We start from the raw sequence: 26,668 nt of genomic DNA on the forward strand, positions 1-26,668 counted from the left end.
GGCCCACATCATGGACGTGGGGTGGGTTGACCGACGTCCGGCGAGGTAAACCGGACCGGGACGGCCCAACGCCGCCGCAGAAAAGAGAGGGAGTCTGATGTCCGACCGTCAGACCGTGGACATGTACTTCGACCCGATGTGCCCGTGGGCCTGGATCACCTCGCGGTGGTTGCTGGAGGTGGAGCAGGTCCGGCCGGTGGACGTGCGGTTCCGGGTGATGAGCCTGGCCGTGCTCAACGAGGGGCGTGATCTGCCGGAGGAGTACCGCAAACTGCTGGACCAGGCCTGGGGACCGGTCCGGGTCGCCGTCGCGGTGCAGGAAAAGCACGACCAGGCGGCGGTACGGGCGGTCTACACCGCGCTGGGCGAGCGGATCCACCTGCGGCGGGAGAGCATCGACGAGCAGCTGTACGCGGGGGCGCTCGCCGACGCCGGCCTGGATCCGGGGTTCGCCGCCGCGGCCGCCGACCCGACCTGGGACGGGCCGCTGCGGACCAGTCATGCCGCCGGGATGGCGCCGGTCGGCATGGACGTCGGCACTCCGGTGATCCACGCGCCCGGCCCGGACGGCACCGGCCAGGTCGCCTTCTTCGGCCCGGTGGTCACCCCGACGCCGCGTGGCGAGGCCGCCGGGCGACTCTGGGACGGGGTCCTGCTGGTCGCCTCGACCCCGGGATTCTACGAGCTGAAGCGGTCCCGGGACGTGGATCCCACGTTCGACTGACGGGCGGAAAGTCCCCGGCGTGTCGCTGCACGCGCCACGTGACGCGTCGGCGACGCGGGTCGTTTCCCAGGATGTTCACCCCGCCGGCCCGGCAGGTAGCCGGGTCCACCCGACGCATCGGAGGTCAACATGCTGGTCGACATCGACATCGACGCCGACTACTGGGATCTGCCCGTGCTGCGTGAGGCGATCGCGGCCCGGGTCTGGGGCGCGGCGACCGAGGACGGCCCGTACGGGCCGGCGCCGTCGTACCCGTTGGCGGCCGTGACGCCGTCGTACCCGTTGGCGGTCGGGTCGTCGTACCCGACGGCGGTGGTGCCGGCCGCCCGGTCCGCCGGTGGCCGGCACCGGCGTGCCACCCCGGTGGGATGATCCGCCGCGCCCGCCGCGCCTGCGATGGGCAGCGGCCCGGTGGAGCCGGGCCGCTGTCCATCGGGTGGACAGGGCGGATGTATCGGGCGTCACAGCAGACGCCGCCGGTAGCGTCCGCGCCATGACGGTCGCACACCCGATTCCCCGCGCCTGGATCACCACCGGAGACACCGGCGCGCAGAACTACGACGAGTTCGCCTCCGACGCCGAGATCACCGCGATCATCGAGGCGAATCCCCGTAGCGCGTTGGCGGTGGAGATGCCGCACCGGGCCCCGGAGAGCCTGGGCCGGTCCTTCCTCGACTGCCTGCCGGTCGCCGCACAGCGGTTCGCCCAGGCCCGCGCCGACGGTAGCTACACCCCGGACGACCAGGTGGCGGTGCTCTACCGGATCACCGAGCCGGCCAGCGACGCGGCCGCGTACGGCCTGTTCGTGATGGTCGACACCGACCAGATCTCGACCAGCGCCGACGAACCGGGCCTGGTGATCCGCAACGAGGACGTGTTCATCGCCAAGGTCCGCGAACGGGTCGCGCTCGCCGAGGCCGTCGGGCACCTGCTCTCCCCGGTGCTGCTGCTGCAGACCGGCGTCGGCGACGAGCTGCACGCCGCGCTGGCCGCGGCCTGCGACGCCGCCGGCGCACCGGCCGCGACCGACCTGGACCAGGCCGGCCGCACCCATGCGATCTGGCCGGTCGGGCCGGGCCCGCTGCAGGACCGGCTCTGCGCGCTGGCCGGCGGCGGCGAACTCGTCGTGGCCGACGGCAACCACCGCAGTCTCGCCGCCCAGACCGGCGGGCTGACCCGCTTCCTGGCGGTCGTCACCACTCCGGCCTCGGTCGCCATCCAGCCGTACAACCGGCTGGTCAGCGAGTTGCCGTCGACCCCGGACGAGCTGCTGGCCGGGCTGCGGGCCGCCGGTGCCACGGTGACGGCGCTCGACGGTGCGCCGACGGTGCCGTCCGTCGGCGGCACCGTGCAGCTCTACCTGGCCGGTCGTGGCTACGAGGTGACCCTGCCGACCGGCTCCGGTGACCGGGTCGACAACCTGGACCACGCCCTGGTCGAGCGGGTGCTGCTGCGCGGCGTCCTCGGCCTCGACCCCGGTGACAAGCGGATCACCTACGTCGGCGGCGACTATCCGGCCGGCTGGCTGACCGGTGAGGTGGACGCCGGCCGGGCCGAACTGGCGGTACTGATCGCCCCGGTCACCGTCGACGACTTCGTCGCGGTGAACCTGGCCCGGCAGAAACTGCCCCGCAAGAGCACCTGGTTCACCCCGAAGGCCCGGGGCGGCCTGGTGGTGGCCGAAATCGGCTGACCCGGGTGTGCCGGTGCCCGGCCGGCGCTGACAGACTGCGGGTATGCGCGTCTACCTGGCAGCCGACCACGCCGGCTACGAGCTGAAGGTGCACCTGGCCAACCACCTGGCCAAGCAGGGGTACGAAGTGACCGACGTCGGACCGCACGAGTTCGACCCGGACGACGACTACCCGGCGTTCTGCCTGCACGCGGGCGCCCGGGTGGTCGCCGACCCGGGCAGCCTCGGGGTGGTGATCGGCGGTTCCGGCAACGGCGAGCAGATCGCCGCCAACAAGGTCCCCGGGGTCCGGGCGGCCCTGGCCTGGAACCTGGAGACCGCGCAGCTGGCGCGCACCCACAACGACGCCAACATCGTCGCGATCGGTGCCCGTCAGCACACCCTCGACGAGGCGACCACCCTGGTGGAGGCGTTCCTGGCGACCGGATTCTCCGGCAACGACCGGCATGCCCGGCGGATCGCCCAGGTCGCCGCGTACGAGGTCGACCGGGAGTTGCCGCCGCTGCCGTGACGGCGTCGTCAGCGGCGGGGCAGGTCCTCCCGGGGCACCCAGTGCCGGCGGACGATCGTCAGTGTCTCCTCGGCGGCGGCGAGGTCGTCTCCGGTGGGCCGGGAGGCGTCCCGGGCCCGTAGCGCGGTGGCCGGGTTGACCTGCGACGTGCCGGAGCCGACGAGACCGCGCAGGCCCCGGTCGGTGTCCCGGTCGTCGGAGCCGTAGCCGCTGCCGCCACCGCCGCCGGAGCGCCCGATGGTCTGCCGGCGCTGCCGATGCCCGCCGGGCTCCGGCCCACGCGGTACGGGGGAGGGCGGCCGGGGCCCCGGTGCCGGCGGGCGGGCCGGGACCGGATCAGGGCCCGTCGGCGGGACCGGCCACTGCGCTGGTCGGTTTGCGGCCGCCGGCGTCGGGCGGTCCGATGCCGGCGTCGGCCGGTCCGATGTCGGTGCACCCGGCTCGGTCGGCGTGCCGTGCCGCTGCCGTCGCCGTCGCCGTTCGATGTCCGCCATGCGCCGACCGTACCGCGCCCGGCGGCGGCTCAGAACACTTCGATGCCGGCCGGGGCGCGGTCCCAGCCGAACGCGGTCGCCGCCTCGGTCACCGCGCCGTGGCGCAGCTCGCGGACCCGGCCGGCGGCGGCCAGCGCCCGCAGCGACACCCCACCCAGGTACGCCGCGCCGAGATCACGCACGTCGCAGGCCAGATCCGCCGGTTCGGTGCTCGGTACGCAGCGGGCCCACTCCCGGTCGCCGGTGAGCCGCCAGCGGCCGGCGTTGTCCGGCAGCAGCCCGTCGGTGACGTCGACGACCACGTCCACCCCGGCGGCGTACCGGCGGGCGGCCAGTGCCGCGCCGACGTCGACCAGCCGGACCCAGAGGCTGTCGGCGAGGGTCGCGCCGAGCTGCCGGGGCTCGTCGACCAGGTGCAGCAGCGGTTCGTCGGTCGCCGAGTACCGCAACGAGACACTGCGGCTCAGGTCGATGCCGGTGAGGAACCGCCACAGCTGCGCGTACGCGGCCGGATCGTCGGCCACCGCCTCGACGACCTGGACCCGGGCCTGCGGGCCCCGGGCGGACCAGTCGCTCGTCGTGCGCCACAGGGCGTAGCCGTCCGGCCCACCCGGCCCGTCGTGGACCACCGCGCGCAGCGCCGTCTGCCCGGACTGCCGGGCGGGCGTGTCGGCCAGCACGTACCGCCACCAGCGATCGTCGCGGCCCGACCAGCCGGGCCGACCGACCCGGACCCGCTCGTAGACCGCCGCCAGCGCCGGTGCCAGCGCGTCGGGGTCACCGGTGCGCAGGCCGGTGGTCGGACCCGAGCCGGCGACCCGGGTCTCCCGTAGGTCGATGTCGAGTTCGAGGCGCTGCGCCGCCATGCCGTAGCCGTACCGGGGATAGATGCGACCCTCGCTGGCCCAGAGCACCGCCACGGCCTCGCCGCCGTCGCGGACCTCGCGCAGCTGACGGTGCATCAGCCGGGTGAGCAGCCCGCGTCGCCGGTGGGTCGGTGCCACCACCACCATCGTGACGTGCGCGGCCGCCAGCACGTTGCCGGGAACGGTCAACTGCCGGGTGTACGCGCCCGCGTGGCCGACTATCCGGTCGTCGTCGGTGACGACCAGGCACCGGTCGGGTTCGAAGACGTCGCGTTCCATGGCGACGAAGTCCGGGTCCGGATTCTGGTGGAACGCCGCCAGCAGCAGCTCCAGGACAGGATCGAAATCCGCTGGTACGGCGGCCCGCATCGGCGGCGAAATATCGGTCACTGCACCTGTCTAGCCGATCGGTGGCGGGGTCGGCGACCTATTTGTCGGCTCGCTACTCTCGAAAGTGAGCATCTAGCGGTACGGGGGTCCGCCCGCACCCGTGGGGAGGAAACATGCCGGATCAGCACACGCCATGGGCCGAGCGGACCGTCGAGGTGCCGCCGCAGCGGACACCGGACGGCGGCGAGACCGCGACCCTGCCGGGCGGTGCGCCGGGTGGTGCCGACGCGGCGGGCGGCCCCGGCGCCGACGGTGCCGGGGTGTTCCAACGCGGGGTCGCGCAGGTCGGCCGGGCCACGCCCCGGACCGCCGAGTTCACCGCGCCGCACGAACCGACCGGCACCGGCTGGCCGCCGGAGGCCGGCGGACCCGGCTGGGCGGACGGCCCGGTACCCCAGCCCCGCCCGCCGATGAGCCACCATCTGGCCCAGTTGCGCCGGGGCGGTGAGTGGAGCGTGCTCGGCGGGCTGTTCGCCTTCGTCTGCTGGGGCGTCTGGGCGATCTCGGCGCGCGGCAACCTGGGCAGCCCGGTGCTCACCTTCGTGCTGACCCTGCTGGTCGGCGTCGGTCTGTTCGCGCTCTGCCGGGTGGTCGGCCGGGTGGTGCTGGAGCGCCAGCTCGGCCGGGTACGCCGGGGCGCCCGCGCCTCGCACATGGTGACCGGCGCGTACCTGATCGTCGTCGGGTTCGCGTACCTGCGGCAGACCGAATGGGTGGTCAGCGCCTGGAACTGGATCGCCGGTTGGTTCTGACCCGGGCGGTGCCGTCCGGCCGGCGCTACCGTGACGACATGCGCAGTCGCGGCGCGACCCTTCTGGCGGCCTGGTGCCTACTGCTGGCCGTCGGGCAGACTCTGGCGTTCGCGCTGGTCTGGTGGGCCTTCGTCCGGACCTGGCGGGGGCAGATGCTCGACACGATCGCGCTGACCGGCAACTCGATCGGCCAGGACGAGGCGTACGGGCCGGCGAGCACGGTTCTCGGTGTGGTGTCGGTGGCGTCGTTGGCGCTGGCGACCGGGGTCATCGGGTTCATCGCGCTGCTGCGCGGCCGGGTGCTGCTCGCTGTGGTGGCGATGGCGGTGATCGCCGGGTCGAACCTGACCACCCAGCTGTTCAAGTACCGGGTCGGCCGGCCGGATCTGGGCGTCGACCCGATCGACGCGTACGCGGCCAACAGCCTGCCCAGCGGGCACACCACGGTCGCCGTGTCGGTGGCGGTGGCGTTGGTGCTGGTGTTGCCGGCGGCGCTGCGGGGGATCGGTGCGCTGGCCGGCGCGGCGTACGCGGCGGCCGCCGGGGTGGCGACGCTGTCGGCCGGTTGGCACCGGCCCAGCGACGCGGTGGCGGCGATCCTGGTGGTGGGGGCCTGGGCGGCGGCCGGGATGCTGGTGCTCGCGCTGGCCCGGCCGGCCGACGCCGAGTTGCGCCCCAGCGGCCGGCACCCGGCCGCGTCGACCCTGCTGGTCACGGCCGGGCTGGCGTTGCTGGTCGTGGCCGGGCTGGCGCTGGTGTCGACCGAACCGGTGACCGCGACTGCGCTGGAGGTGGTGAGCCGCCGCCGGCTGTTCGTGGCCTACGCCGGCAGCGCGGCGGGGATCGCCGGCACGGCAGCGTTGGTCCTGGCGACGGTCCTGGCCACCGCCCGGTACGTGGTCGTCTCCCCGGCCGCGGCCCCGGACCGCGCGACGGTGGGAACCGTCCGGGATTGAGCCACGTCTCAGTGGACATGACGACTTATCGAGGCGTACGGGTGGCGGCGACCGCCGCCTCCCTGTTGCTGCTGACCACTGCATGTGCCCAGACCGGCGGGGCTGACGCCGCCGAGGACGCCGTCGCTGGCGGCTCGGCGCTGTCCGGCGACGCACTGGTGCTGCGGGTGGACCACACCGGTGGGTTCACCACCCCGGCGATGCTGGCGACCCGGCTGCCGTTGATCAGTGTGTACGCGGACGGCCGGGTGATCACCCAGGGCCCCACGATCCTGGTCTATCCCGGTCCGGCGATGCCCAACCTGCAGGTCCAGACGATCAGCGCCGAGCAGGTCGACGACCTGGTCAAGCAGGCGCTGGCCGCCGGGGTCGGGACCGTGTCGGACCTCGGCACCCCGCCGGTGGCCGACGCCACCTCCACCCGGTTCACCGTGCAGACCGACGACGGCGTCGAGCAGTTGGAGGTCTACGCGTTGGCGGAGGCCGCCGACGCCGGGCAGTCAGGGCTGACCGACGAGCAGGTCTCGGCCCGGGAGAAGCTGCGGGCGTTCGCCGACTCGCTGACCGACCTGCCGGGCACGATCGGCGGCTCGGCGGACGATTCCGCGCCGTACGTGGCGACGGCGATCGCCGCTGTCGCCGAGCCGTGGGTGGCCGTCGACGAGACAGTCGACGCCAGCCAGGCGGAGGTGGCCTGGCCCGGCCCGCAACTGCCCGGTACGGCGCTGTCGCCGAACCTGGAGCTCGGCTGCGTGACGGTCACCGGTGCCGAGCTGGAGAAGTTGCGGACGCTGGCGGAGGACGCCACCACCGCCACCCCGTGGACCTCCGACGGTAAGCGGTGGACCGTCACCCTGCGGCCGCTGCTGCCCGACGAGTCGGACTGCGCCGACATCGCCGCGTCGCGCTGACCCTCCCCAGCCGCCGGCGATCCCGGTCGGGGTGTCCGCGACGACTCGTCGCGGACACCCCGACCGGCTGCGTCCTCGTCGGTGTGCGGCAGCCAGCTGCGGCTCAGTCGGTCTCGTACCCGAGGTTCGGCCGCAACCAGCGCTCCACCTCGGCCAGCGGCACCCCCCGTCGGGCGGCGTAGTCCTCGGCCTGGTCGCGGCCGATGCGTCCCACCGTGAAGTAGCGCGACGCAGGGTGGGCGAACAGCAGTCCGCTGACGGCCGCAGCCGGGGTCATCGCCCCCGACTCGGTCAACGCGATCCCGGCCCGACCGGCGTCCAACAGGTCGAACAGCTGCCACTTCTCGCTGTGGTCCGGGCTGGCCGGGTAACCGAGCGCCGGGCGGATTCCCCGGAACCGTTCGGCGTGCAGATCCGCCACGTCCGGGTCGGCGTCCGGCTCGTACCAGTCCCGCCGGGCCCGCAGGTGCAGGTGTTCGGCGAACGCCTCGGCCAACCGGTCGGCCAGCGCCTTCACCATGATCGCCCGGTAGTCGTCCTGAGCGGCCTCGTAGCCGGCGGCCAGCTCCTCCGCGCCGTGTACGGCGACCGCGAAGCCGCCGAGGTGGTCACCGGCCGGGGCCACGTAGTCGGCGAGGCTGCGGTTGGGTCGGCCGGCCGGCTTGGTGGTCTGCTGACGCAGCATCGGCAGCCGTACCGACTGGCCGGAGTCGGCGCCGAGCACCAGGTCGTCACCGTCGGAGTGGGCCGGCCAGAACCCGTACGCGCCGTGCGCCCGCAACGAACCGTCGGCGATGATCTGGTCGAGCATCGTGTTGGCGTCGTCGAACAACTCCCGGGCGACCGGCTGCTCCAGGATTGCCGGGTACTTGCCCTTGAGCTCCCAGGCCAGGAAGAGGAACTGCCAGTCGATCATCGGCCGGAGCTCGTCGAGGGTGGGTTCGACGTAGCGCACCCCGGTGAACGCCGGCACCGGCAGGTCGTCGAAGGAGACCGTCTCCCGGTTGGCCCGGGCCTGGGCCAGGGTGAGCAGCGGCTGCCGCCGGTTGGTGTGCTGCTCGCGCAGCCGCTCCTGGTCGGCCCGGTTGTCGGTGTCGAACTGCTCCGCCCGGTCGGCGCTGAGCAGGTCGGAGACCACCCCGACGACCCGGGAGGCGTCGAGGACGTGCACGGTGACGCCCTCGTACGCCGGCGCGATCCGCACCGCCGTGTGCTGGCGGGACGTGGTGGCCCCGCCGATCAGCAGCGGCAGCTTCAGCCCGCGGCGCTGCATCTCTCCGGCGACCGTGACCATCTCGTCCAGCGACGGGGTGATCAGGCCGGACAGCCCGACGGCGTCGGCGTTCTCGGCGATCGCGGTGTCCAGGATCTTCGCGGCCGGCACCATCACCCCGAGGTCGATCACCCGGTAGTTGTTGCAGCCCAGCACCACCCCGACGATGTTCTTGCCGATGTCGTGCACGTCGCCCTTGACGGTGGCCAGCACCACCGTACCCGGCCCGCGTTCGCCAGCGGGGTCGAACTCGGTGCCGGCGGCGGTGGCGTCCTGGCGGGCCTGTTCCTTCTCGGCCTCCAGGTACGGCTCCAGGTAGGCGACCGACCGCTTCATCACCCGGGCGCTCTTGACCACCTGTGGCAGGAACATCTTGCCGGAGCCGAACAGGTCGCCGACGACCTTCATGCCGTCCATCAACGGACCCTCGATCACGTCGAGTGGCCGGGCCGCCTGCTGGCGGGCCTCCTCGGTGTCGGACTCGATGAAGTCGACGATGCCGTGAACCAGGGCGTGCGACAGCCGGGCGGCGACCGGCGCGTCGCGCCAGGACAGGTCCACGGCGCGTTTCGTGCCGGAGCCGGAGACCGTGCCGGCGAAGGTGACCAGCCGGTCGGTGGCGTCCGGGCGCCGGTCGAACAGCACGTCCTCGACCAGTTCCAGCAGGTCGGCCGGGATGTCCTGGTAGACGGCGAGCTGCCCGGCGTTGACGATGCCCATGTCCAGTCCGGCCCGCACCGCGTGCAGCAGGAACGCCGAGTGCATCGCCTCGCGGACCACGTCGTTGCCCCGGAACGAGAACGACAGGTTGGAGATGCCGCCGCTGGTGCGGGCGCCCGGGCACCGCTGCTTGATCAGCGGCAGCGCGTCGATGAATGCCTTGGCGTACCCGTTGTGTTCGCTGATCCCGGTGGCGACGGCCAGCACGTTCGGGTCGAAGATGATGTCGGTCGGGTCGAACCCGGCCTCCCCGGTGAGCAGGTCGTACGCGCGGGCGCAGATGTCGACCTTGCGCTGCGTGGTGTCGGCCTGGCCCTGCTCGTCGAAGGCCATCACCACCACGCCGGCGCCGTACCCACGGATCTTGCGGGCCTGGTCGAGGAAGACCTCCTCGCCCTCCTTCAGACTGATCGAGTTGACCACGGCCTTGCCCTGTACGCACTTGAGCCCGGCCTCGAGCACGCTCCACCGCGAGCTGTCGATCATGATCGGGATCCGGGCCACCTCCGGCTCGGTGGCGATCAGGTTGAGGAAGGTGACCATCGCCTGCTCACTGTCGAGCAGGTCGGCGTCCATGTTCACGTCGAGCAGGTTCGCCCCGCCCCGGACCTGGTCGAGCGCCACGTCCACGGCGGCCTGGAAGTCGCCGGCCTCGATCAGCCGGCGGAACTTCGCCGACCCGGTCACGTTGGTCCGCTCACCGATCATCACGAACCCGGTGTCCGGGCCGATCTCGAACGGCTCCAGACCACTGAACCGGCTGGTCCGCTCCGGCTGTGGCACGACCCGGGGTGGCGCCCCGGCGACGGCCTTGGCGATCTGCGCGATGTGCTCCGGCGTGGTGCCGCAGCAGCCGCCGACGAGGTTGACCATGCCGGCGCCGGCGAAGTCCGCCAGCAGCGCGCCGGTCTCGGTCGGCGTCTGGTCGTAGCCGCCGAACGCGTTCGGCAGCCCGGCGTTGGGGTGGCAGGCGGTGAAGGTGCCGGCCAGCCGGGTCAGCTCTGCGACGTGCGGGCGCATCTCCTCCGCACCGAGCGAGCAGTTCACCCCGACGACCAGCGGCCGGGCGTGCTCGACGGAGCGCCAGAACGCCTCGACGGTCTGCCCGGACAGGGTCCGCCCGGAAAGGTCGACGATGGTGACGGAGATCCACAGCGGCAGCTGCGGGACGGCCTCGCGGGCCGCCGCGATCGCCGCCTTGGCGTTGAGCGTGTCGAAGATCGTCTCGATCAGCAGCAGGTCGACGCCGCCCTCGGCGAGCGCCACCATCTGTTCGGCGTACGTCGCCTTCACCTGGTCGAAGGTGACCGCCCGGTAGGCCGGGTCCTCCACCCGGGGCGACAGCGACAGGGTGACGTTGAGCGGGCCGACCGAGCCGGCCACGAACCGCCCGCCGAACTCGTCGGCGGCCTGGCGGGCCAGCTGTGCGCCGCGCAGGTTCATCTCCGGCACGTACGCCTCCAGACCGTAGTCGGCCTGGGCGATGCTGGTCGCGGTGAACGTGTTGGTGGTGGTGATGTCCGCCCCGGCGGCCAGGTACTGCCGGTGCACGTCGAGAATCACGTCCGGCCGGGTCAGGTTCAGCAGGTCCGGGTCACCAGCGACGTCGCGCGGATGATCGGTGAACCGGTCGCCGCGGTAGTCCTCCGGAGTGAGCCGGGCACCCTGCAGCATGGTGCCCCACGCCCCGTCGAGTACCGCGATCCGCTGGCTGAGCAGCTCCCGGAGCGCCCGCTCACTGTCGCTGACGTGTGACAAGTCGCTGACGTGTGACAACTGGACCACCTGGCTACCTCCGTACTGTCCGGAGGCGCCCTTGTCACTGGTCACGCCCCCGCTGACAGGTCGTGATCGCGGCCGAGCGTGGCGGGCGCTCCACGCCCGTCGCAGCGCCTCTCGACCTCGCGCCGAGTCTACCCCTGCGGGCCCGGACACACCCGCAGCACGGCTGCCGTGCCCTTCGCACACCTGTCGGGTAGCTTCGTTCACCGGCTGGGCCGCCCACCGCGTCAGGGCGGCCACCGGACCGACGGGAGATGTAACGACATGGGCAGGAAGACGGTGTACGTCTCCGATTTCAGCGGTGCTGTTCTGGATCCGGGCGACGAGGTGGTGCGGGTGGTCGTCCTGGAGCACCCGGACCTGGTCGCCGGCCCGGTGCGGCTGGAAGCGCGACCCGACGAGGTGGACAGCATCGACGACGCGGCGCTCGACGTCGCCGTGGTGGAGATCCACGACGGGCAGGGCGACGGCGAGCCACGCCGGGTGACGCTGACCGCCAGCGAGTTCGACTCGCTCGCCACCGACGTGCCCATGGCCCAGCTGCTGCGGACCGCCGAGCGGGTCAAGCCGGCCAGGACCACCCGCCGGTCGACCGAGCGGATCGACTACGCGACCCTGGAGCACGCGGGCAAGCCGCACCGCGGTCGGACCACCGAGGATGAGGCCCGGCTGGTCCGCGACCACCTCGACGAGATCAACAAGCGGTTGGCCGACGAGGGGCTGCGCCAGATCGACCCGGCCGATCCCGACCACGCCGAGCGGTACGGCTTCGCCACCCCCGCTGAGCCGGCCTGACCAGCCCGGATCGGCCGGCCTGAAATGTCGGTCCCCCGCTGCATACTCCGGTCGGGCCGACGACGGCCGTCGGCGTCGTGCGAACCGGAGGGTGATCAATGGGGACACCAGGTACGCGAGTGCTGCTCGCGGTGGGAACGGCGAAGGGCCTGTTCGTCGCCACCAGCGACGACGACCGGCGTAGTTGGCAGGTGACCGGCCCGCACCTGCCGATGACCGCCGTGTACGCCGTCGCGGTCGACACCCGTCGGGCGGTGCCCCGGCTGCTCGCCTCGGTCACCAGCTCCCATTTCGGGCCGAGCGTGAGCGTCAGCGACGACCTCGGACGCACCTGGTCGGAGCCGCCGCAGCCGCCGGTGGCGTTCCCGGCCGACACCGCAACCGCCCTGGACCGGGTCTGGCAGCTGGTGCCGGCGTCACCGGCCGAGCCCGACGTGGTGTACGCCGGCAGCCAGCCGTCGGCACTGTTCCGGTCGACCGACGGCGGGGTCAGCTTCGAGCTGGTCCGACCGTTGTGGGACCACCCGCACCGGCCGCAGTGGGGTGCCGGGTTCGGCGGTCAGGCGATCCACACGGTGCTGCCCGACCCCCGCGACCCGGCCACCGTGCTGGTCGCCATGTCTACCGGCGGCGTCTACCGCACCGGCGACGCCGGGGCGAGCTGGGCACCGGGCAACACCGGCATCCGGGCCTACTTCCTGCCCGACGAGTGGCCGGAGTTCGGCCAGTGCGTGCACAAGGTGGCCCGGGACGCGGTCGCGCCGGACCGGCTGTATGCGCAGAACCATCACGGGGTCTACCGCTCGGACGACGCCGGGGCCACCTGGTCGTCGATCGCCGACGGACTGCCCAGCGACTTCGGGTTCCCGATCGCGGCACACCCGCACCGGTCCGGGGTGATCTACACCTTCCCGTTGACCGCCGACGCGCAACGGTTCCCGGTCGACCACCGCTGTCGGGTGTTCCGGTCCGCCGACGCCGGAGCCAGCTGGCAGCCGTCGACGGCGGGCCTGCCCGAGCACCCCTACTACCCGGTGGTGCTGCGGGACGCGTTGACCACCGACGACGCGCCGACCGCCGGGGTCTACTTCGGCTCCCGCAGCGGCGACGTCTTCGCCAGCCGGGACGAGGGCGACTCGTGGCGGACCGTCGCCACCGCCCTGCCCGACGTGCTCTGCGTCCGCGCGGCGGTGGTCTGAGTGGTGACCCTGCTGGTGCCGGGTCCGCTGCGGGCCGACAGCGACGGCCAGGCCCGGTTGTCCGTCGCGACCTGCGGCACGCTGCGGGCGGTCCTCGACGAGGTGACCGAGCGCTGGCCGCGCCTGGCCCGCCGGATCCGCGACGAGCAGGGCCAGATCCGCCGGTACGTCAACGTCTACGTCGACGGCGCCGACCACCGGCACAGCGGCGGTCTGGACACTCCGGTCCCGGACGGTGCCCAGGTGCAGGTGATCGGATCGGTCGCCGGCGGCTGAACCCCCGTCCGGGGGATCCGTCGAGGCGGCCGCGACCACCCTCAGCTGGACCGGCATGATGCCGGGCGTGCCACGCCTTCTGATCGACCTCAGCCCGCTGCGGTCCAGTGTCCCGTACCGCCGGATGTGGCTCGGCACCTCGCTGTCGGCGATCGGCACCGGCCTGACCACCGTCGCGGTCAGCCTGCAGATCTACGACATCACCGGGTCGACCTTCAACGTCGGCCTGGTGGGGCTGTTCGCGCTGGTACCACTGGTGGCGTTCGGCCTCTACGGCGGGGCGATCGTCGACGCCTACGACCGGCGTCGGGTGGTGGTGACGACCTCGACCGGCCTGCTGCTGGTCGGAGTGGGCTTCACCGCCCAGGCCTGGTTCGACGTCGGCAGCGTCGGGCTGCTCTACGCCCTGGTGGCGGTGCAGAACGCGCTGTTCGCGGTCAACAATCCGGCCCGTACGGCGATCGTGCCGCGGCTGCTGCCGGTCGGCCTGCTGCCGGCGGCGAACGCCCTCACCGGTCTGTCGATGGGCCTGTCGTACACGGTCGGCCCGCTGCTCGCCGGGGCCCTGGTCGGCTGGTGGGGCTACTCGGCGACGTACGCCGTCGAAGTGGCGCTGGTGGCGGTGGCGCTGGTGACCCTGGTGGCGTTGCCGCCGGTGCCGCCGGAGGGCGAGGTCCGCCGGGCCGGGCTGGCGTCGGTCTGGGAGGGCCTGCGATTCCTCGGCACCCGACCCAACGTACGGATGACGTTCCTGGTCGACCTGGCCGCGATGGTGTTCGCCATGCCACGGGTGCTGTTCCCGGCGATCGGAGCGACCGCGATCGGCGGCGGGGCGACCACCGTCGGTCTGCTCAGCGCCGCCATCGCCGCCGGTACGGTCACGGCCAACCTGTTCTCCGGCCCGCTGGGCACGGTCCGTCGGCAGGGGCTGGCGGTGCTGCTGTCGGTGGCGGCGTGGGGTGCGACGATCATCGCGTTCGGGCTGGTCGTCGCCGCGTCGCCCGGCCCGGCACCCGGTGGCGGCGCGGGTCCGGCACTCTGGCTCGCGGTGGCGGCGCTGGTGGCGGCCGGTGCGGCCGACGCGGTCAGTTCGGTGTTCCGGATGACGATCCTGCAGGCGGCGACGCCGGACGCGCTGCGGGGCCGACTGCAGGGGGTCTTCATCGTGGTGGTCGCCGGTGGTCCGCAACTGGGCCAGCTGGTGCTGGGCACGACCGCGCAGTTGACCGGGGAGGCGCTGGCCGCCGTGACCGGCGGCGCGGCCTGTCTGCTGGTGCTGGTGGCGCTGGCCCGCTACCAGCCGGGGTTCGCCCGGTACGACGCCCGGGATCCCACTCCCTGAGCGGCCGACCGGCACCGGCACAATGGTCGGCACCGGCACATCGGTCGGCGCCGACCACGAGACGGTCTGCGCTGACCCGTCCGACCGCCGGTACCGACGTGCGCCGAAGGAGTCGCTCGATGGACAGGTTCACCGGCCGGGTCGCCGTGGTCACCGGAGCTGCCCAGGGGATCGGGGCCGCCACCGCCAGGCGGTTGGCCGACGAGGGTGCCACCGTGGTGCTGGTCGACCTGAGCGCACAGCGGGCCCAGCCGGTGGTCGACGAGATCGTCGCCGCTGGTGGCGCGGCGGTCGCCGTCGGCTGCGACGTGACCGACCCGGTGGCTGTCGACGCCATGATCGACCGGTTGGCGGCCGACCACGGTCGGCTCGACATCCTGGTCAACAACGCCGGGATCACCCGGGACAACATGCTGTTCAAGATGCCGGTCGACGACTGGGACGCGGTGCTGCGGACCAATCTGTCGAGCATGTTCCACTGCTGCCGGGCGGTGCAGCGGCACATGGTCCCGGCCCGGTACGGCAAGATCGTCAACCTGAGCAGCCGGTCCGCGCTGGGCAACCGTGGCCAGGTCAACTACGCGGCGGCGAAGGCCGGGGTGCAGGGGCTCACCGCGACCCTGGCGATCGAGCTGGGGCCGTACAACATCAACGTGAACGCGGTCGCCCCCGGCTACGTGGCCACGGCGATGACCGCAGCGGTCGCCGACCGCATCGGCGTGGACCCCGAGGAGCACCGCCGGCAGGTGGCCGAGCAGACGCCGTTGCGCCGGGTCGGTCAGCCGGCGGAGATCGCCGCGGTCATCGCCTTCCTCGCCAGTGACGACGCGTCCTACGTCAGCGGACAGACCCTGTACGTCAACGGCGGTGCCCGCTGACGCGACCGGGCTCACCGCTCCCGGTAGCTGGCGTGGTCGAAGTCGGCGTAGCCGCCGTCGTTGCCGATGTCCTGCACCCAGAGGCCGACGAACGCGCCGGTGAACCCCCACGCCTCCGGCTCGCCGTCGGTCATCCGGGCGGCGTACTCGTCGGACAGGATCGTCGCGTCGAGCTCCACCGGCAACTCCCGCCACTGGTCGCCCCGGTGGTAGCCGAACCGCAGCACCGGGCCGTCGAACACCACCCGCAGGCCGAGCTGGTCGACTTCGGTGACGTCGACACTGACCTGCGGGTACGCCCGGCGGCGCCCGCTGTCGCAGCTGAGCAGCTGCAGCTCCTGGCGACCGTCGTCGGTGCGGGTGACGTACGCGTAGTGCCAGTTCTCGGTGTTGTAGTAGCCGGTGACCCCGGCCAGCTGGCGTGGGGTGTCCGCGCGGAACTCGACGACGGTGTCGAACACGCAGTGCGACGCCCCCACCCGGCGGGCCACCAGGCTGGGGCGCTGTCGACCGACCGGTGACTGACCGCCGACGACGCGCAGGTGCGACGGGCGGCTGGTCAGGTCGAGCCAGTCCGGCGTGGCCGGGCGGCGCAACGTGGCCCAGCGTGGACCGAGTTGCGGGCTGTCGAAGTGGTCGGTCTCCGGCTCGGCGGGCCAGGGGTGCGCCGGCAGGTCGGGGGCGGGGACCTGTTCGGCCGGGAGCTGCCCGGCGACCCGGGGCCAGCCGTCGGCGGACCAGTCGACCCGCGCGATGGCGGTCTCCCGGCCGAGGACGCAGCGGCCGAGCGGGGTGTACGGCCGGGCGACCAGGTGGGCGAGGTACCACTCGCCGCGTGGTGTCTGCACCAGGCTGCCGTGTCCGGCCTTCTGCAGGGTCAGCTCGGGGCGACCGACCGAGGTGAGCATCGCGCCCTGCGGGTCGGCCTCGTACGGCCCGTGCAGCGACCGGGACCGGGCGACGGTGACCTGATGCTCCCAACTGGTGCCGCCTTCGGCGGTGACCAGGTAGTACCAGCCGTCGCGCCGGTAGACGTGCGGCCCCTCGGTGAGCCCGGCCGACGTACCGGTGAAGATGGTGACCGCGTCGCCGACCAGTCGCTGGGCCTCCCGGTCGTAGCGCTGGATCTCGATACCGCCGAAGCGGTCCCGGCCGGGCCGCCAGTCGGCGGTCATCGCCAGCAGCCAGGTGCTGCCGTCGTCGTCGTGGAACAACGAGGCGTCGAAGCCGTGGGCGTGCAGCCGCACCGGGTCGGACCAGGGTCCGTCGATCGACGGCGCGGTGATCAGGTAGTTCTGCGGGTCCCAGTAGCCGCTGGCGAAGCTGGACACATCACTGTAGACGAGGTGGAACAGCCCGTGCGCGTACGTCAGGTCGGGTGCCCAGACGCCGCAGGAGTCGCCGGCGCCGGTGAGGTCCAGCAGTCGGCGTTCGGTGAGCACTCCGCCAATCGGGCGCCAGTGCACGAGGTCCCACGAGTGGTGCAGGGTCACCCCGGGGTACCACTCGAACGTCGAGGTGGCCAGGTAGTAGTCGTCGCCGACGCGCAGCACCGACGGGTCGGGGTAGAACCCGCGCAGCACCGGATTGGTGATGACCCGGGCCGAGGTGGCTACTTCGGTCGTTTCGGTCGGCATCAGTGGTCCTCCGGGCTCGGGCTGCGGCACCATTTCGATAGTTTTCCGGAAAGTATGCCACCAGGATCGATGTTGCGGGAGCCATTGATTCCTGCGCATGGCATCGGGATTCCGGTCTTGACCGTCGCGGGATGCCGTCGTAGCGTGACCGCAACCATTGCCTGATGTCGATCTAGCGGCGAAAAGTTTCGGTGACCGGGATCGATCGTATTTGGTATCCGACGGCGTGCGTGTCCTCCGCGACGCGCCCGCCCATGTGAGGGGACGGCGCATGGCGAGTCCGATCCACCTGTCCCGCCGGTCGCTGCTGGGCCTGGCCGGCCTGGGCGCCGGAGCGCTCGCGCTCGGCGCCTGCGGCGGTGACGACGGCGACGGCGGTCCCGGCTTCGACTGGTGGCACATCCAGAACACCGACCCGATGCTGCCGGTCTGGGCTGCCCTGGCCGAGGAGTTCCAGGCGCAGAACACCGGCGTCACGATCACCGTCACGCCGTTGGAGAACGAGGCGTTCAAGGCCCGACTGACCACCGTCACCCAGGCCGGCAACCCGCCGGACCTGTACCACACCTGGGGCGGTGGGGTGCTGCGCCAGCAGGTCGAAGCAGGACTGTGCAAGGACATCACCGACGCCGTCGCCCCCTGGCGGGACATCCTCGCCCCGGCGTCGACCCTGCCGTACGAGGTCGACGGCCGGCTGTACGGCGTTCCGTTCGACATCGGCATGGTCGGCTTCTGGTACAACAAGGCGCTGTTCGCCGACGCCGGTGTGGACGCGCCGCCGCAGACCTGGGCCGAGTACCTCGACGTGGTCCGCGCGCTCAAGTCCGCCGGGATCACCCCCGTGGCGCTTGCCGGGGGCGAGAAGTGGCCGGGCCACTACTACTGGGCCTACCTCGCGATGCGCATCGGCGGCCTCGAGGCGCTCGACCAGGCGGCGCAGGACAACGACTTCACCACCCCGGCGTTCATCGGCGCCGGCGAGCGGTTGGCCGAGCTGGTCGCCCTCGAACCGTTCCAGCAGGGCTTCCTCGGCGCGTCGTACGGTGATCCCGACGGCCAGGCCGCCGCGATGGGCAACGGCCAGGCGGCGATGGAGCTGATGGGGCAGTGGGCGCCGGTGGTCCAGGAGGAGGCGTCCGGTGTCGAAGGAGGCATCGGCGAGAATCTCGGCTTCTTCCCGTTCCCGGCGGTCGACGGCGGCGCGGGTTCGGCGTCGGACGCGTTCGGCGGCGGCGGCGGTTTCGCCGTCGGCCGGGAGGCACCCGACGACGCGCTGCGGTTCCTGGAGTTCATCAGCCAGGTCGACAACCAGCGCCGGGCGGTCGCCACGGGTGCGTTCCTGCCGGTGACCATCGGCGCCGAGGACGCCATCACCGACCCGAACCTCGCGCTGGTCGCCGAGACCCTCGCCACGGCGACCGGCTTCCAGCTCTACCTGGACCAGGCCTACGCCCCGGCGGTCGGCCAGGAGGTCAACGACCGGGTCGCCGAGCTGATCGCCGGGCAGATGTCCCCGACACAGGTGGCCGAGGCGGTCACCACCGTGGCGCAGCGCTGAGCGATGTCGGCCACGCCCACCGTCGCCGACCCGGCGCGTGCCCCGGGTCGGCCACTGACCCCGAGGGCCGACCGCGCCCTGCGGCGCCGCCGGATCAGCGACCGGATCACCATCGTGGCGTTCCTGCTGCCCGCGCTGGTGCTGTTCGCCCTGCTGGTGATCGTGCCGATCCTGGTCGCCGGCTACACCAGCTTCTTCCGGTGGAACGGATTCGGCGGCGTACCGACCGACTTCATCGGCCTGGACAACTTCGTCCGGCTGCTGGCCGACCCGGTCTTCCTCGGCGACCTGCGGCGGGGGGCGCTGCTGCTGGTGCTGTCGGTCACCGTCCAGCTGCCACTGGCCCTCGGCCTGGCGCTGCTGCTCAACCAGAAGCTGCGCGGCCGGGCGGTCTACCGGACACTGTTCTTCGCCCCGTACGTGTTGTCCGAGGTCATCACGGCGGTCCTGTTCACCATGGTCTTCTCCCCGAACCGGGGACTGGCCAACCACCTGCTCGGCCTGGTCGGCCTGGAGGCGCTGAGCTCGACCTGGCTCTCCGACCCGTCCACCGTGCTGTACTCGGTCTTCCTGGTGATGACCTGGAAGTACTTCGGCTTCCACATGATCCTGCTGCTGGCCGGTCGGCAGAACATCCCGGCCGAGCTGCACGAGGCCGCGGCGACCGACGGCGCCGGCGGATGGCAGACCTTCCGGCACATCACGTTGCCGCTGCTCGCCCCGACGATCCGGATCTCGCTGTTCCTTGCGGTGATCGGCACCATCCAGCTGTTCGACCTGGTCTGGGTGCTGACCGGCGGTGGTCCGTTGAACGCCTCGGAGACGATGGCGGTGACCATGTTCCAGTACGGCTTCCGTCGCTTCGAGGTCGGCTACGCCAGCGCGATCAGCATCGCCATGTTCCTGATCAGTCTGCTCTTCGCGGTGCTCTACCAGCGGTTCGTGCTGCGCCGCGACCTCGAAGGAGCCATCACCACCATGCGGGGCCGCAGATGAGCAGACCGGCACGTTCTCCGCACCCCACGGCAGGTGGGTCCACCAGCGCCGCCGTGGCCGGCACCCGCCACCGCCGCACCCTGCGGGACCTGTCGCTGCATGCCGTCTCGGCCCTCGTCGGACTGCTGATCATCGTACCGATCGTCTTCGCGGTGCTCGGCGGCTTCAAGGACAACTCCCAGCTGTCGACCAACCCGTTCGGCCTGCCGGCGCCGTGGATTCCGGCCAACTACCTGGAGATCCTCGGCTCCGGATCGTTCTGGCGGCAGCTGTTCAACAGCACCCTGATCGCGGCCAGCACGGCCCTGCTCGTCGTCGTGGTCGCGGCGCTGGCGTCGTTCATCTTCGCCCGCTACGCCTTCCGCGGCCGGGAACTGGTGTTCCTGTTCTTCACCATCGGACTGATGTTCCCGTTCGCGGTGGCGATCCTGCCGCTGTTCATCCTGCTGCGCACGCTGGGGCTGCTGGACAACCCGCTCGGGGTGATCCTGCCGCAGGCGGCCTTCGGGCTGCCGGTGACGATCATCATCCTGCGGTCGTTCTTCCGGGCCATCCCGGCCGAGCTGGAGGAGGCGGCGATCCTGGACGGCTGCACGCCGTTCGGCTTCTTCTGGCGGGTCCTGCTACCGATGGCCCGGCCGGCGATCGCCACCGTCTCGGTGCTGGCCATCGTCGCCAGCTGGAACAACTTCATGCTCCCGTTGGTGGTGTTCAACGACCCGAGCTGGTGGACCATCCCGGTCGGTGTGCAGGAGTTCCAGGGCCAGTACGCCGACGACAGCGCCAAGGTGCTGGCGTACGTGGTGCTGGCGATGGTGCCGGCGCTGGCCTTCTACGCGGTCGCCGAGCGCCAGTTGATCGGTGGCCTGACCGTCGGCGCGACCAAGGGTTGACCGTCGGCGTGACCAAGGGTTGACCGTCGGCGTGATCATGGGCTGACCGCCCGGCCGGACGACGCCGCCGGTCGGCCGGACTTGCCGACCTGCGGACGGTTGTCCGCCCACCGTCGGTCAACGAAGACTCCGAACCCATGACCCGCCGCAGCCTCGTGACCGTCTCGGCCGTCGTGGTCGTCGTCCTCGCCCTGGCCGTCACCGTCACCCTCGTGGTGCTCGGCCGCGATGGTCCGCCGTTGACCGCGAGCGACCCGGGTGCCGGGATCTCCGTACGGGTGGACGGCTCGGCCGTCGACGGCCGGGGTGCCAGCCTGCGGGTCGAGGCGGCCGACGATCCACCGGCGTTCCCGCAGCAGAGCATGATCACCCCGCTCGGTGAGGTCGCGCGGGTGGAACTCGACGGCGGCGAACTCACCGGGCCGGCCACCATCACCTTCGACTACCCGCCGGACGCGCCGGTCGACGACATGTTCATCGCCACCTACGTCGCCGACTGGGAGCAGTGGCTGCCGCTCGGCGGCGACATCGACACCGCCGCCGGCACCATCAGCACCCAGACCCGGCACTTCTCCTACTGGGTCGTCGCGGCCTGGGACCAGGAGGAGACCGCCGCGCAGGCGGCGCTGGTGCTGCAACGCGAGATCAACGCCAACCGGTACGCACGGGGCGTCGCCGGGATCCTGTCCGTGCCGCCGCCGCTGGAGTGCCGCTACCAGGCCCTGCCGGTCCGGGTCGACCTGGGCGACTTCATCCCGGGGATGGACACCTGCGCCCGGTTCCACCCCGACCGGGACGGCACCTACCAGTTCAGTATCGGCAACACGGTCGGCTATCCGCTGCTGCTGGAGTTCCCGCCCGCGCTGACGGTCGAATCGGCACCCGACTCCGGCACCGGGCCGACCGGCCGGGACAACATCTACACCGCGCTCGTCGAGGACGTCCGGACGTTGATGGGCGACACCGCCGTGGTGCTCAGCTCCGGCACCCGGGTCACCTTCCGACTCGACCCGGCCAAGCTGCCAGAGTCCGGTACGGTGACCCTCAGCGCCCGGCTCGACTACGGGCACGTCCTGCTGGACGCCTCCGGCCTGCTGCTGCAACTGCTGCTGCCGCTGAGCCCGGACAGCAGGGCGCTGCAGCTGTGGCGGCAGTCCGAGAAGTACCTGCAGACCGCCGAGTGCATCCTGACCGAGAGCATCAAGCTGGGTCGGATCGTCGGCAACCCGAACGGCGCCGACCTCACCGGCTGGGTGCTGTCGGCCGCGAACGCCTACTACGAGGGCGTGGTGCGGTGCGCCGAGCCACTCGTCGACTTCGTGATCAAGTTCATGGAGAAGCCGGCGGAGACCTACGTCGAAGGGATCTTCAACGGGATCAGCAACAGCCTGAGCGGACTGCTGAAACGGCGCTTCGACGCGGTGCTCGCGATCTGGCGCAACGCCGGGGCGATCCGCGAGCTGCTCTCCGGCACGGTGGAGCTGGCCCGACAGACCTTCACCGGCGACAGCGGCCGCCGGTCGGTGCGGCTGACCGTCACCGATCCGCCGCTGGACCGGCTGGCCGAGGTGGTGCCCCGCCCCGGGGACGGCAACTTCGTCACCGGCACCGGCCCGACTGATTTCGTGGTGACGCAGGAGAGCCAGTTCGCCCCGTTCGGCCCGTTCCGGGGCTGCCCGGGTGACCCGGAGTGGCAACTGGGCTGGAGTTCGACCCCGCACGGCACCGGCTACCTCTACCTGGGTGGGGCCAGCGACCTGATCAGCGCCCAGGTGCAGGTGTCACACGTACCGGCCGGGCAGCGGGCCGCCGTCGAGGAGTATCTGCGGCAGCTGGGGTCCGTCCAGTGCCGTGCCGAGCGGACCGCCGCCGACTACACCGACTACGGCCCGGTGGTGACCGCCCGGGACTACCCGGCGGTCACCCTGGTCTGGAACGCGGTGGAGCAGACCCCGGACTACCAGGCGGCCGGCAGCATCTGGTGGGGCTTCGACCCGCGTACCGGCTATCTGCTCAAGTTGCAGACCCAGCCGTTCGACAATCCCGAGATGCCGATCGGCGAGGTGACCGAGCACAGCGAGACCGCCTGGTACTACCTGGTGAAACGCGCCGAGGCGATGCTCGGCACCGGGCTGGCGCCGGCGTCCTGAGCCAGCCCCGTCCCCTGTGGAGGGGCGGTGTCCACGGTAGTCTCTGCCGGGTGACGAGCATCCTGGTGCCCTACCATCTCGACGAGTACCTGCCCGAGCTGGACGTGCCGGGGACGGCGGAGACGACCGTCCTGCCGTCGCTGCCCGAGGGCACCGAGTGGGCGCGGCTGGCCTGGCTGTACGGGGCGGTCGCGGTGACCGTCGCCGGTGCGGTCTCCGCCGGCCACCGTCCGCTGGTGCTGTCCGGTGACTGCACCACCTCCCTCGGGGTGCTGGCCGGTCTGCAGCGCGCCGGGGTCGACCCGGCGGTCGTCTGGTGCGACGCGCACGGCGACCTGCAGACCCCGGAGACGACCAGCAGCGGCTATCTCGGCGGGATGCCACTGCGGCTGCTGACCGGCCACCGCCCCGAGCTGATCGCGACGGCGCTCGACCTGATCCCGGTGGCGCCGGACCGGGTCGTCCTCGTCGACGGCCGGGACCTCGACCCGCCGGAGGTCGACCACCTGCGGGGGTCGGCGATCCGCCGCTGCGGGGTCACCGACCTCGCGGACACCGTCGCGCACCTGCCGGACCAGCCGATCTACCTGCACCTGGACGCCGACATCGTGGACCCGGTGGACCTGCCGGGGCTGCGGTTCCCCGCGCCGGGCGGACCGCACCTGACCGAGGTGGCCGACGCGGTGACGACCCTGCTGGACACCGGCCGGGTCGCCGCCGTCGGGATCGCCTGCACCTGGGAGCCGGGCCACGGGGCCGCCGCCCGGTTCGGCCCGCTGGTCAGGGAGCTCCTGCGCCGGCTGGCCTGACCGCGGGGGGGTCGGCCGCCAGCGGTTCGGCCGGCGACCCCGGCGGCCCGCCGGCGAGGGCGGCCCGCCAGCCACCGGCGGCGGTGACGTCGACGGCGTCGCGGACGCCGTGCTCTTCAGCGAGGAACCCGGTGACCCGGCTACCGTCGTCGAGTTCGACCGAGCCGAGCCCCAGCGGCGCCGGTACGGTGCCCAGCAGCGCGCCGACGGCCTGATGCGGCAGCCGCCACACCTCGACGGCGATGCCGCCGGGCGGGCCGTCGCCGGTGTGGACCAGCCCGGGGCGGGGCAGGCCCGGCCCGGCCAGCCGGTAGAGCCGGTAACCCGGGGCGGTCCGGGCCCGGTAGGTCAGCCGCCCGCCCAGCTCGACCAGCTGATGGTTGAGCGGCAGCCCGGTCAGGTGCGCGCCGGCCACCGCAACGGTGGTCGTCCCGGTCGGTGCGTCGACCGGGTCGGCCACCGGTTCGCCGCACCACTGCGCGGCCAGGTCGAGCAGCGGGCCGTCGGCGAAGGCCGGGGCGATGAACTGGACACCGAACGGCAGTCCGTCGGCGCGGGTCCCGGCCGGTACGGCGACCGCGCACAGGTCGAGCAGGTTGACGAAGTTGGTGAACCGGCCCAGCCGGGCGTTGACACCGACCGGGTCGGCGGCGACCTCGGCCAGCGTGGGGTGGCCGGGGGTGACCGGCAGCAGGAGTGCGTCCACGTCGGACCAGACGCCCTCGGTGTGGCGGCGCAGCGCCGCCAGGCGGTCCAGTCCGGCGAAGACGTCGGGCCCGGCGATGTCACGTCCCCGCGAGACGATGGTCCGTACCGTCGGGTCGAGGTGCGGGCCGTCCGGCTCCAGCAGGTGCCCGAACGCGGCCCAGCGGGCGGCCAGCCACGGTCCGTCGTAGAGCAGCCGGGCGGCAGCCAGGAACGCGGTGACGTCGACCTCCACCACGTGCGCGGCGACGGTCCGCAGCCGCCGCAGCGCCGCCCGCCAGGCGGTCTCGTGCACCGGGTCGAGGTCCAGCGGCCGGTCCGGTACGGCGACCACCCGCATCCGGGTGGCGACCCCGGCCGGCGGTTGGGCCGGCATCGGCCGCGACCACGGATCGTCGGGATCGGCCCAGGTGAGGGCGGCGAGCGCCGGGCGGGCCCCGGCGACGGTCCGGGTGAAGGTGGTGACGCAGTCCAGCCCGGCGCAGGCGGGCAGTACCCCGACGGTGGAGATCAGCCCCCGGGTCGGTTTCACCCCGACGATGCCGTTGAAGGCGGCCGGCACCCGGCCGGACCCGGCGGTGTCGGTGCCGAGCGCCAGCGGCACCAGGCCGGTGGCGACGGCGAGGGCACTGCCGGAGCTGCTGCCGCCGCTGACGTGTGCGGCGCTGGCCGCGCTGTGGCAGGCGCCGTACGGGCTGCGGGTGCCGACCAGCCCGGTGGCGAACTGGTCCAGGTTGGTCTTACCGATGACCACGGCACCGGCGTCGGTGAGTCGGCGTAGCGCGGTGGCCGAGGCGGTGGCCGGTCGGCCGGCCAGGGTCGGGCAGCCGGCGGTGGTGGGGTGGCCGGCCAGGTCGAGGTTGTCCTTCACGGCGACGGCGGTGCCGGCCAGCGGGGCCTGCGGGTCGACGCGGGCGGCGGCGTCGGCGACCTCGGCCGGGTCGAGCAGGGTGATCCAGATCGGCTGTTCGGGGTCGGTGGCCAGCTGCGCGGCGCGGGTCGCGGCGGCCAGCTGCGCGGTGGGAGTGGCGGCGGCCGCCCGCGTGGTGCGGGTCGCTGCGGTCACGTCGTCCGGTGCGGTCGATGTCACGGGGGATACCTCCGGTGGCGCCGGGGGTACGGCCGGTGCGGGACCGGGCGCGCGGTGGGGCGCGCACACCGGCCGTACCCCCGGCGGGTCGGTCAGGACGACGGGATCTGGCCGACGACGCCGTCGACGAAGTAGTCGATCGACTCGATCGTCTGGTAGTCGGGGATGGTGTCGGCGGGTACCCGTACGGTGCCTGCCTGGTCGACGACCGGCCCGGCGAACGGCGAACCGTCCTCGGCGCTGATCTTGGCCTTGGCCTGTTCGACGAGGTCCTTGGTCTCCTCGTCGACCGCCGGCCCGTACGCCGACTGCACGAACGGGTTGTCGCCGGTCTTCAGCCCGACCCGGAAGTTGGCGTTGTACTCGCTGCCGGTGAACTCACCGTCCATCATGGTCTCGACCATCTTCGTGTACAGCGGTCCCCAGTCCCATTCGGAGCCGGTGAGCCAGCCGGTCGGGGCGAGTTCGCTGGCGTCGGCGTGGTAGCCGACGGTGTAGGCGCCGGCCGCCTCGGTGGTGCGGATGATGGTGGCGGTGCAGTCCTGGTGCTGGCTGATCACGTCGACGCCCTGGGAGAGCAGGCTGTTGGTGGCTTCGGCCTGCTTGGCCGGGTCGCACCAGCTGGAGGTGTTGACCACGTAGGTCTTCGCGTCGGGGTTGACCGAGGCGGCACCGAGCTGGAACGCGTTGATGTTGTCCAGCGTCTGCGAGATCGGGAACGCGTACACGTACCCCAGTTTGTTGGTCTTCGTGGTTTTTCCGGCGACGATGCCGGCCAGGTAGACCGGCTCGTAGACGGTGCCGAAGTAGGTGCCGAAGTTCGGCGGCAGGTCGCCGTCGACGATGTTGCCCTGTTGCAGCACCACCACGTCGGGGTTGGCGGCGGCGACCTTGAGCGCCGGGTCCTTGTGGCCGTACGAGGTGGCGAAAATGATCTTCGCGCCCTTGCGGATCATGCTCTCCATCACCCGGGTGGCGTTGTCGTCCTCCGGGACGTTCTCGGCGGTCAGCACCTCCAGATCCGGGTACGCGGCGGCGACGGCCTGACTGCCGGCGTACGCGGCCTGGTTGTAGCCGTAGTCGTCCTTGGGTCCGACGAAGATGAAGCCGATCGCGGTGCCGCCGGTGCCGGGCGCCCCGGCGGCGTCCCCGGTCGACGCGGCGGTGGTGGTGTTGGTGGCACAGCCGGCCAGCAGTACGGCGGCGAGCGTGGTGGCGGCCGTGGCGGCAAGCGCGCCGCGACGGGACAGTCTTCGGATGCTCATCTG

At 72.4% G+C, this 26,668-nt stretch carries 23 protein-coding genes; 17 read left to right on the forward strand and 6 right to left on the reverse strand.

All coding sequences use genetic code 11. The features are described 5' to 3' along the window. Positions 1-97: 97 nt before the first annotated feature. The 4 genes from O7608_RS12515 (at position 98) to O7608_RS12530 (ending at position 2,928) form a co-directional block, all read left to right on the forward strand. Positions 98-724: a mycothiol-dependent nitroreductase Rv2466c family protein gene (locus O7608_RS12515; protein ID WP_289210119.1), complete on the forward strand. Its 627-nt coding sequence runs from the start codon at positions 98-100 to the stop codon at positions 722-724. 129 nt (positions 725-853) lie between these two features. Further along, a complete protein-coding gene (locus O7608_RS12520; RefSeq protein WP_289210120.1) occupies positions 854-1,096 on the forward strand; it encodes a hypothetical protein in 243 nt (80 codons plus the stop codon). 121 nt (positions 1,097-1,217) lie between these two features. Beyond that, complete coding sequence (locus O7608_RS12525; protein ID WP_289210121.1) at positions 1,218-2,417, forward strand: DUF1015 family protein; 1,200 nt, start codon at positions 1,218-1,220, stop codon at positions 2,415-2,417. A 43-nt stretch (positions 2,418-2,460) separates the two neighbouring features. Next, on the forward strand, positions 2,461-2,928 hold the full coding sequence (locus tag O7608_RS12530; protein ID WP_289210122.1) for a ribose-5-phosphate isomerase: 468 nt from the start codon (positions 2,461-2,463) through the stop codon (positions 2,926-2,928). 8 nt (positions 2,929-2,936) lie between these two features. Here the strand turns inward: O7608_RS12530 and O7608_RS32175 are convergent, their stop codons facing one another. Further along, complete coding sequence (locus O7608_RS32175) at positions 2,937-3,422, reverse strand: hypothetical protein (protein ID WP_421359774.1); 486 nt, start codon at positions 3,420-3,422, stop codon at positions 2,937-2,939. A 29-nt stretch (positions 3,423-3,451) separates the two neighbouring features. Further along, positions 3,452-4,657, reverse strand: a complete 1,206-nt coding sequence (locus O7608_RS12540; protein WP_289210874.1) for a GNAT family N-acetyltransferase — start codon at positions 4,655-4,657, stop codon at positions 3,452-3,454. A gap of 134 nt (positions 4,658-4,791) precedes the next feature. Between O7608_RS12540 and O7608_RS12545 the strand changes: the two genes are divergently transcribed. Genes O7608_RS12545 through O7608_RS12555 form a run of 3 tightly spaced genes read left to right on the forward strand, consistent with a single transcriptional unit; the run spans position 4,792 to position 7,297 of the window. Then, the gene (locus O7608_RS12545) at positions 4,792-5,430 is read left to right on the forward strand and encodes a hypothetical protein (protein ID WP_289210123.1); all 639 of its coding nucleotides are present in this window, start codon (positions 4,792-4,794) and stop codon (positions 5,428-5,430) included. A gap of 38 nt (positions 5,431-5,468) precedes the next feature. Further along, complete coding sequence (locus tag O7608_RS12550; protein ID WP_289210124.1) at positions 5,469-6,386, forward strand: phosphatase PAP2 family protein; 918 nt, start codon at positions 5,469-5,471, stop codon at positions 6,384-6,386. Between the two features lie 17 nt (positions 6,387-6,403). Next, on the forward strand, positions 6,404-7,297 hold the full coding sequence (locus O7608_RS12555; RefSeq protein ID WP_289210125.1) for a hypothetical protein: 894 nt from the start codon (positions 6,404-6,406) through the stop codon (positions 7,295-7,297). Positions 7,298-7,400: 103 nt separating this feature from the next. Here O7608_RS12555 and metH read toward each other — a convergent pair whose 3' ends face one another. Next, entirely contained in the window at positions 7,401-11,066 is a 3,666-nt protein-coding gene (gene metH / locus O7608_RS12560) for a methionine synthase (protein ID WP_289210875.1), read from the reverse strand. Positions 11,067-11,336: 270 nt separating this feature from the next. Between metH and O7608_RS12565 the strand changes: the two genes are divergently transcribed. From O7608_RS12565 to fabG, 5 genes are all read left to right on the forward strand, one after another. After that, a complete protein-coding gene (locus tag O7608_RS12565) occupies positions 11,337-11,867 on the forward strand; it encodes a hypothetical protein (RefSeq protein WP_289210126.1) in 531 nt (176 codons plus the stop codon). A 98-nt stretch (positions 11,868-11,965) separates the two neighbouring features. Then, a complete protein-coding gene (locus O7608_RS12570) occupies positions 11,966-13,066 on the forward strand; it encodes a beta propeller repeat protein (RefSeq protein ID WP_289210127.1) in 1,101 nt (366 codons plus the stop codon). Beyond that, on the forward strand, positions 13,067-13,342 hold the full coding sequence (locus O7608_RS12575; protein ID WP_289210128.1) for a MoaD/ThiS family protein: 276 nt from the start codon (positions 13,067-13,069) through the stop codon (positions 13,340-13,342). It begins immediately after the preceding gene. A gap of 67 nt (positions 13,343-13,409) precedes the next feature. Continuing rightward, complete coding sequence (locus O7608_RS12580; RefSeq protein ID WP_289210129.1) at positions 13,410-14,684, forward strand: MFS transporter; 1,275 nt, start codon at positions 13,410-13,412, stop codon at positions 14,682-14,684. Positions 14,685-14,803: 119 nt separating this feature from the next. Next, positions 14,804-15,562 carry a 3-oxoacyl-ACP reductase FabG gene (fabG, locus tag O7608_RS12585; RefSeq protein ID WP_289210130.1) on the forward strand — a complete coding sequence of 253 codons (759 nt, stop codon included), beginning with the start codon at positions 14,804-14,806 and terminating at the stop codon, positions 15,560-15,562. An 11-nt stretch (positions 15,563-15,573) separates the two neighbouring features. On the opposite strand, the gene O7608_RS12590 is transcribed toward fabG, so the two are convergent. Then, on the reverse strand, positions 15,574-17,199 hold the full coding sequence (locus tag O7608_RS12590) for a glycoside hydrolase family 43 protein (RefSeq protein WP_289210131.1): 1,626 nt from the start codon (positions 17,197-17,199) through the stop codon (positions 15,574-15,576). 271 nt (positions 17,200-17,470) lie between these two features. On the opposite strand from O7608_RS12590, the gene O7608_RS12595 reads away from it, so the two are divergent. The 5 genes from O7608_RS12595 (at position 17,471) to O7608_RS12615 (ending at position 23,605) form a co-directional block, all read left to right on the forward strand. Then, on the forward strand, positions 17,471-18,757 hold the full coding sequence (locus tag O7608_RS12595) for an extracellular solute-binding protein (protein ID WP_289210132.1): 1,287 nt from the start codon (positions 17,471-17,473) through the stop codon (positions 18,755-18,757). Between the two features lie 3 nt (positions 18,758-18,760). Next, positions 18,761-19,753 (forward strand): carbohydrate ABC transporter permease, encoded by a 993-nt coding sequence (locus tag O7608_RS12600; protein WP_289210133.1) that lies wholly within the window; start codon positions 18,761-18,763, stop codon positions 19,751-19,753. Further along, complete coding sequence (locus O7608_RS12605) at positions 19,750-20,646, forward strand: carbohydrate ABC transporter permease (RefSeq protein ID WP_289210134.1); 897 nt, start codon at positions 19,750-19,752, stop codon at positions 20,644-20,646. The genes O7608_RS12600 and O7608_RS12605 overlap by 4 nt, the downstream gene beginning before the upstream one ends. A 137-nt stretch (positions 20,647-20,783) precedes the next feature. After that, positions 20,784-22,796 (forward strand): hypothetical protein, encoded by a 2,013-nt coding sequence (locus O7608_RS12610; RefSeq protein ID WP_289210135.1) that lies wholly within the window; start codon positions 20,784-20,786, stop codon positions 22,794-22,796. A gap of 50 nt (positions 22,797-22,846) precedes the next feature. After that, positions 22,847-23,605: an arginase family protein gene (locus tag O7608_RS12615; protein ID WP_289210136.1), complete on the forward strand. Its 759-nt coding sequence runs from the start codon at positions 22,847-22,849 to the stop codon at positions 23,603-23,605. Here O7608_RS12615 and atzF read toward each other — a convergent pair. Next, positions 23,577-25,400 (reverse strand): allophanate hydrolase, encoded by a 1,824-nt coding sequence (atzF, locus tag O7608_RS12620; RefSeq protein ID WP_289210137.1) that lies wholly within the window; start codon positions 25,398-25,400, stop codon positions 23,577-23,579. The genes O7608_RS12615 and atzF overlap by 29 nt on opposite strands. A gap of 92 nt (positions 25,401-25,492) precedes the next feature. Beyond that, on the reverse strand, positions 25,493-26,665 hold the full coding sequence (locus O7608_RS12625) for a BMP family ABC transporter substrate-binding protein (RefSeq protein ID WP_289210138.1): 1,173 nt from the start codon (positions 26,663-26,665) through the stop codon (positions 25,493-25,495). Positions 26,666-26,668 lie beyond the last annotated feature (3 nt).

Source organism: Solwaraspora sp. WMMA2056 (assembly GCF_030345095.1).
In the GTDB taxonomy this organism is placed as follows: domain Bacteria; phylum Actinomycetota; class Actinomycetes; order Mycobacteriales; family Micromonosporaceae; genus Micromonospora_E.

Coding starts and splice junctions, on each gene's coding strand:
- O7608_RS32175 (WP_421359774.1), bottom strand. CDS start 3,422: ATGGCGGACATCGAACGGCGACGGCGACGGCAGCGGCACGGCACGCCG.
- O7608_RS12540 (WP_289210874.1), bottom strand. CDS start 4,657: ATGCGGGCCGCCGTACCAGCGGATTTCGATCCTGTCCTGGAGCTGCTG.
- O7608_RS12625 (WP_289210138.1), bottom strand. CDS start 26,665: ATGAGCATCCGAAGACTGTCCCGTCGCGGCGCGCTTGCCGCCACGGCC.
- O7608_RS12520 (WP_289210120.1), top strand. CDS start 854: ATGCTGGTCGACATCGACATCGACGCCGACTACTGGGATCTGCCCGTG.
- O7608_RS12565 (WP_289210126.1), top strand. CDS start 11,337: ATGGGCAGGAAGACGGTGTACGTCTCCGATTTCAGCGGTGCTGTTCTG.
- O7608_RS12545 (WP_289210123.1), top strand. CDS start 4,792: ATGCCGGATCAGCACACGCCATGGGCCGAGCGGACCGTCGAGGTGCCG.
- O7608_RS12525 (WP_289210121.1), top strand. CDS start 1,218: ATGACGGTCGCACACCCGATTCCCCGCGCCTGGATCACCACCGGAGAC.
- O7608_RS12570 (WP_289210127.1), top strand. CDS start 11,966: ATGGGGACACCAGGTACGCGAGTGCTGCTCGCGGTGGGAACGGCGAAG.
- fabG (WP_289210130.1), top strand. CDS start 14,804: ATGGACAGGTTCACCGGCCGGGTCGCCGTGGTCACCGGAGCTGCCCAG.
- O7608_RS12550 (WP_289210124.1), top strand. CDS start 5,469: ATGCGCAGTCGCGGCGCGACCCTTCTGGCGGCCTGGTGCCTACTGCTG.
- O7608_RS12600 (WP_289210133.1), top strand. CDS start 18,761: ATGTCGGCCACGCCCACCGTCGCCGACCCGGCGCGTGCCCCGGGTCGG.
- O7608_RS12590 (WP_289210131.1), bottom strand. CDS start 17,199: ATGCCGACCGAAACGACCGAAGTAGCCACCTCGGCCCGGGTCATCACC.
- O7608_RS12555 (WP_289210125.1), top strand. CDS start 6,404: ATGACGACTTATCGAGGCGTACGGGTGGCGGCGACCGCCGCCTCCCTG.
- O7608_RS12530 (WP_289210122.1), top strand. CDS start 2,461: ATGCGCGTCTACCTGGCAGCCGACCACGCCGGCTACGAGCTGAAGGTG.
- O7608_RS12595 (WP_289210132.1), top strand. CDS start 17,471: ATGGCGAGTCCGATCCACCTGTCCCGCCGGTCGCTGCTGGGCCTGGCC.
- O7608_RS12605 (WP_289210134.1), top strand. CDS start 19,750: ATGAGCAGACCGGCACGTTCTCCGCACCCCACGGCAGGTGGGTCCACC.
- O7608_RS12515 (WP_289210119.1), top strand. CDS start 98: ATGTCCGACCGTCAGACCGTGGACATGTACTTCGACCCGATGTGCCCG.
- O7608_RS12610 (WP_289210135.1), top strand. CDS start 20,784: ATGACCCGCCGCAGCCTCGTGACCGTCTCGGCCGTCGTGGTCGTCGTC.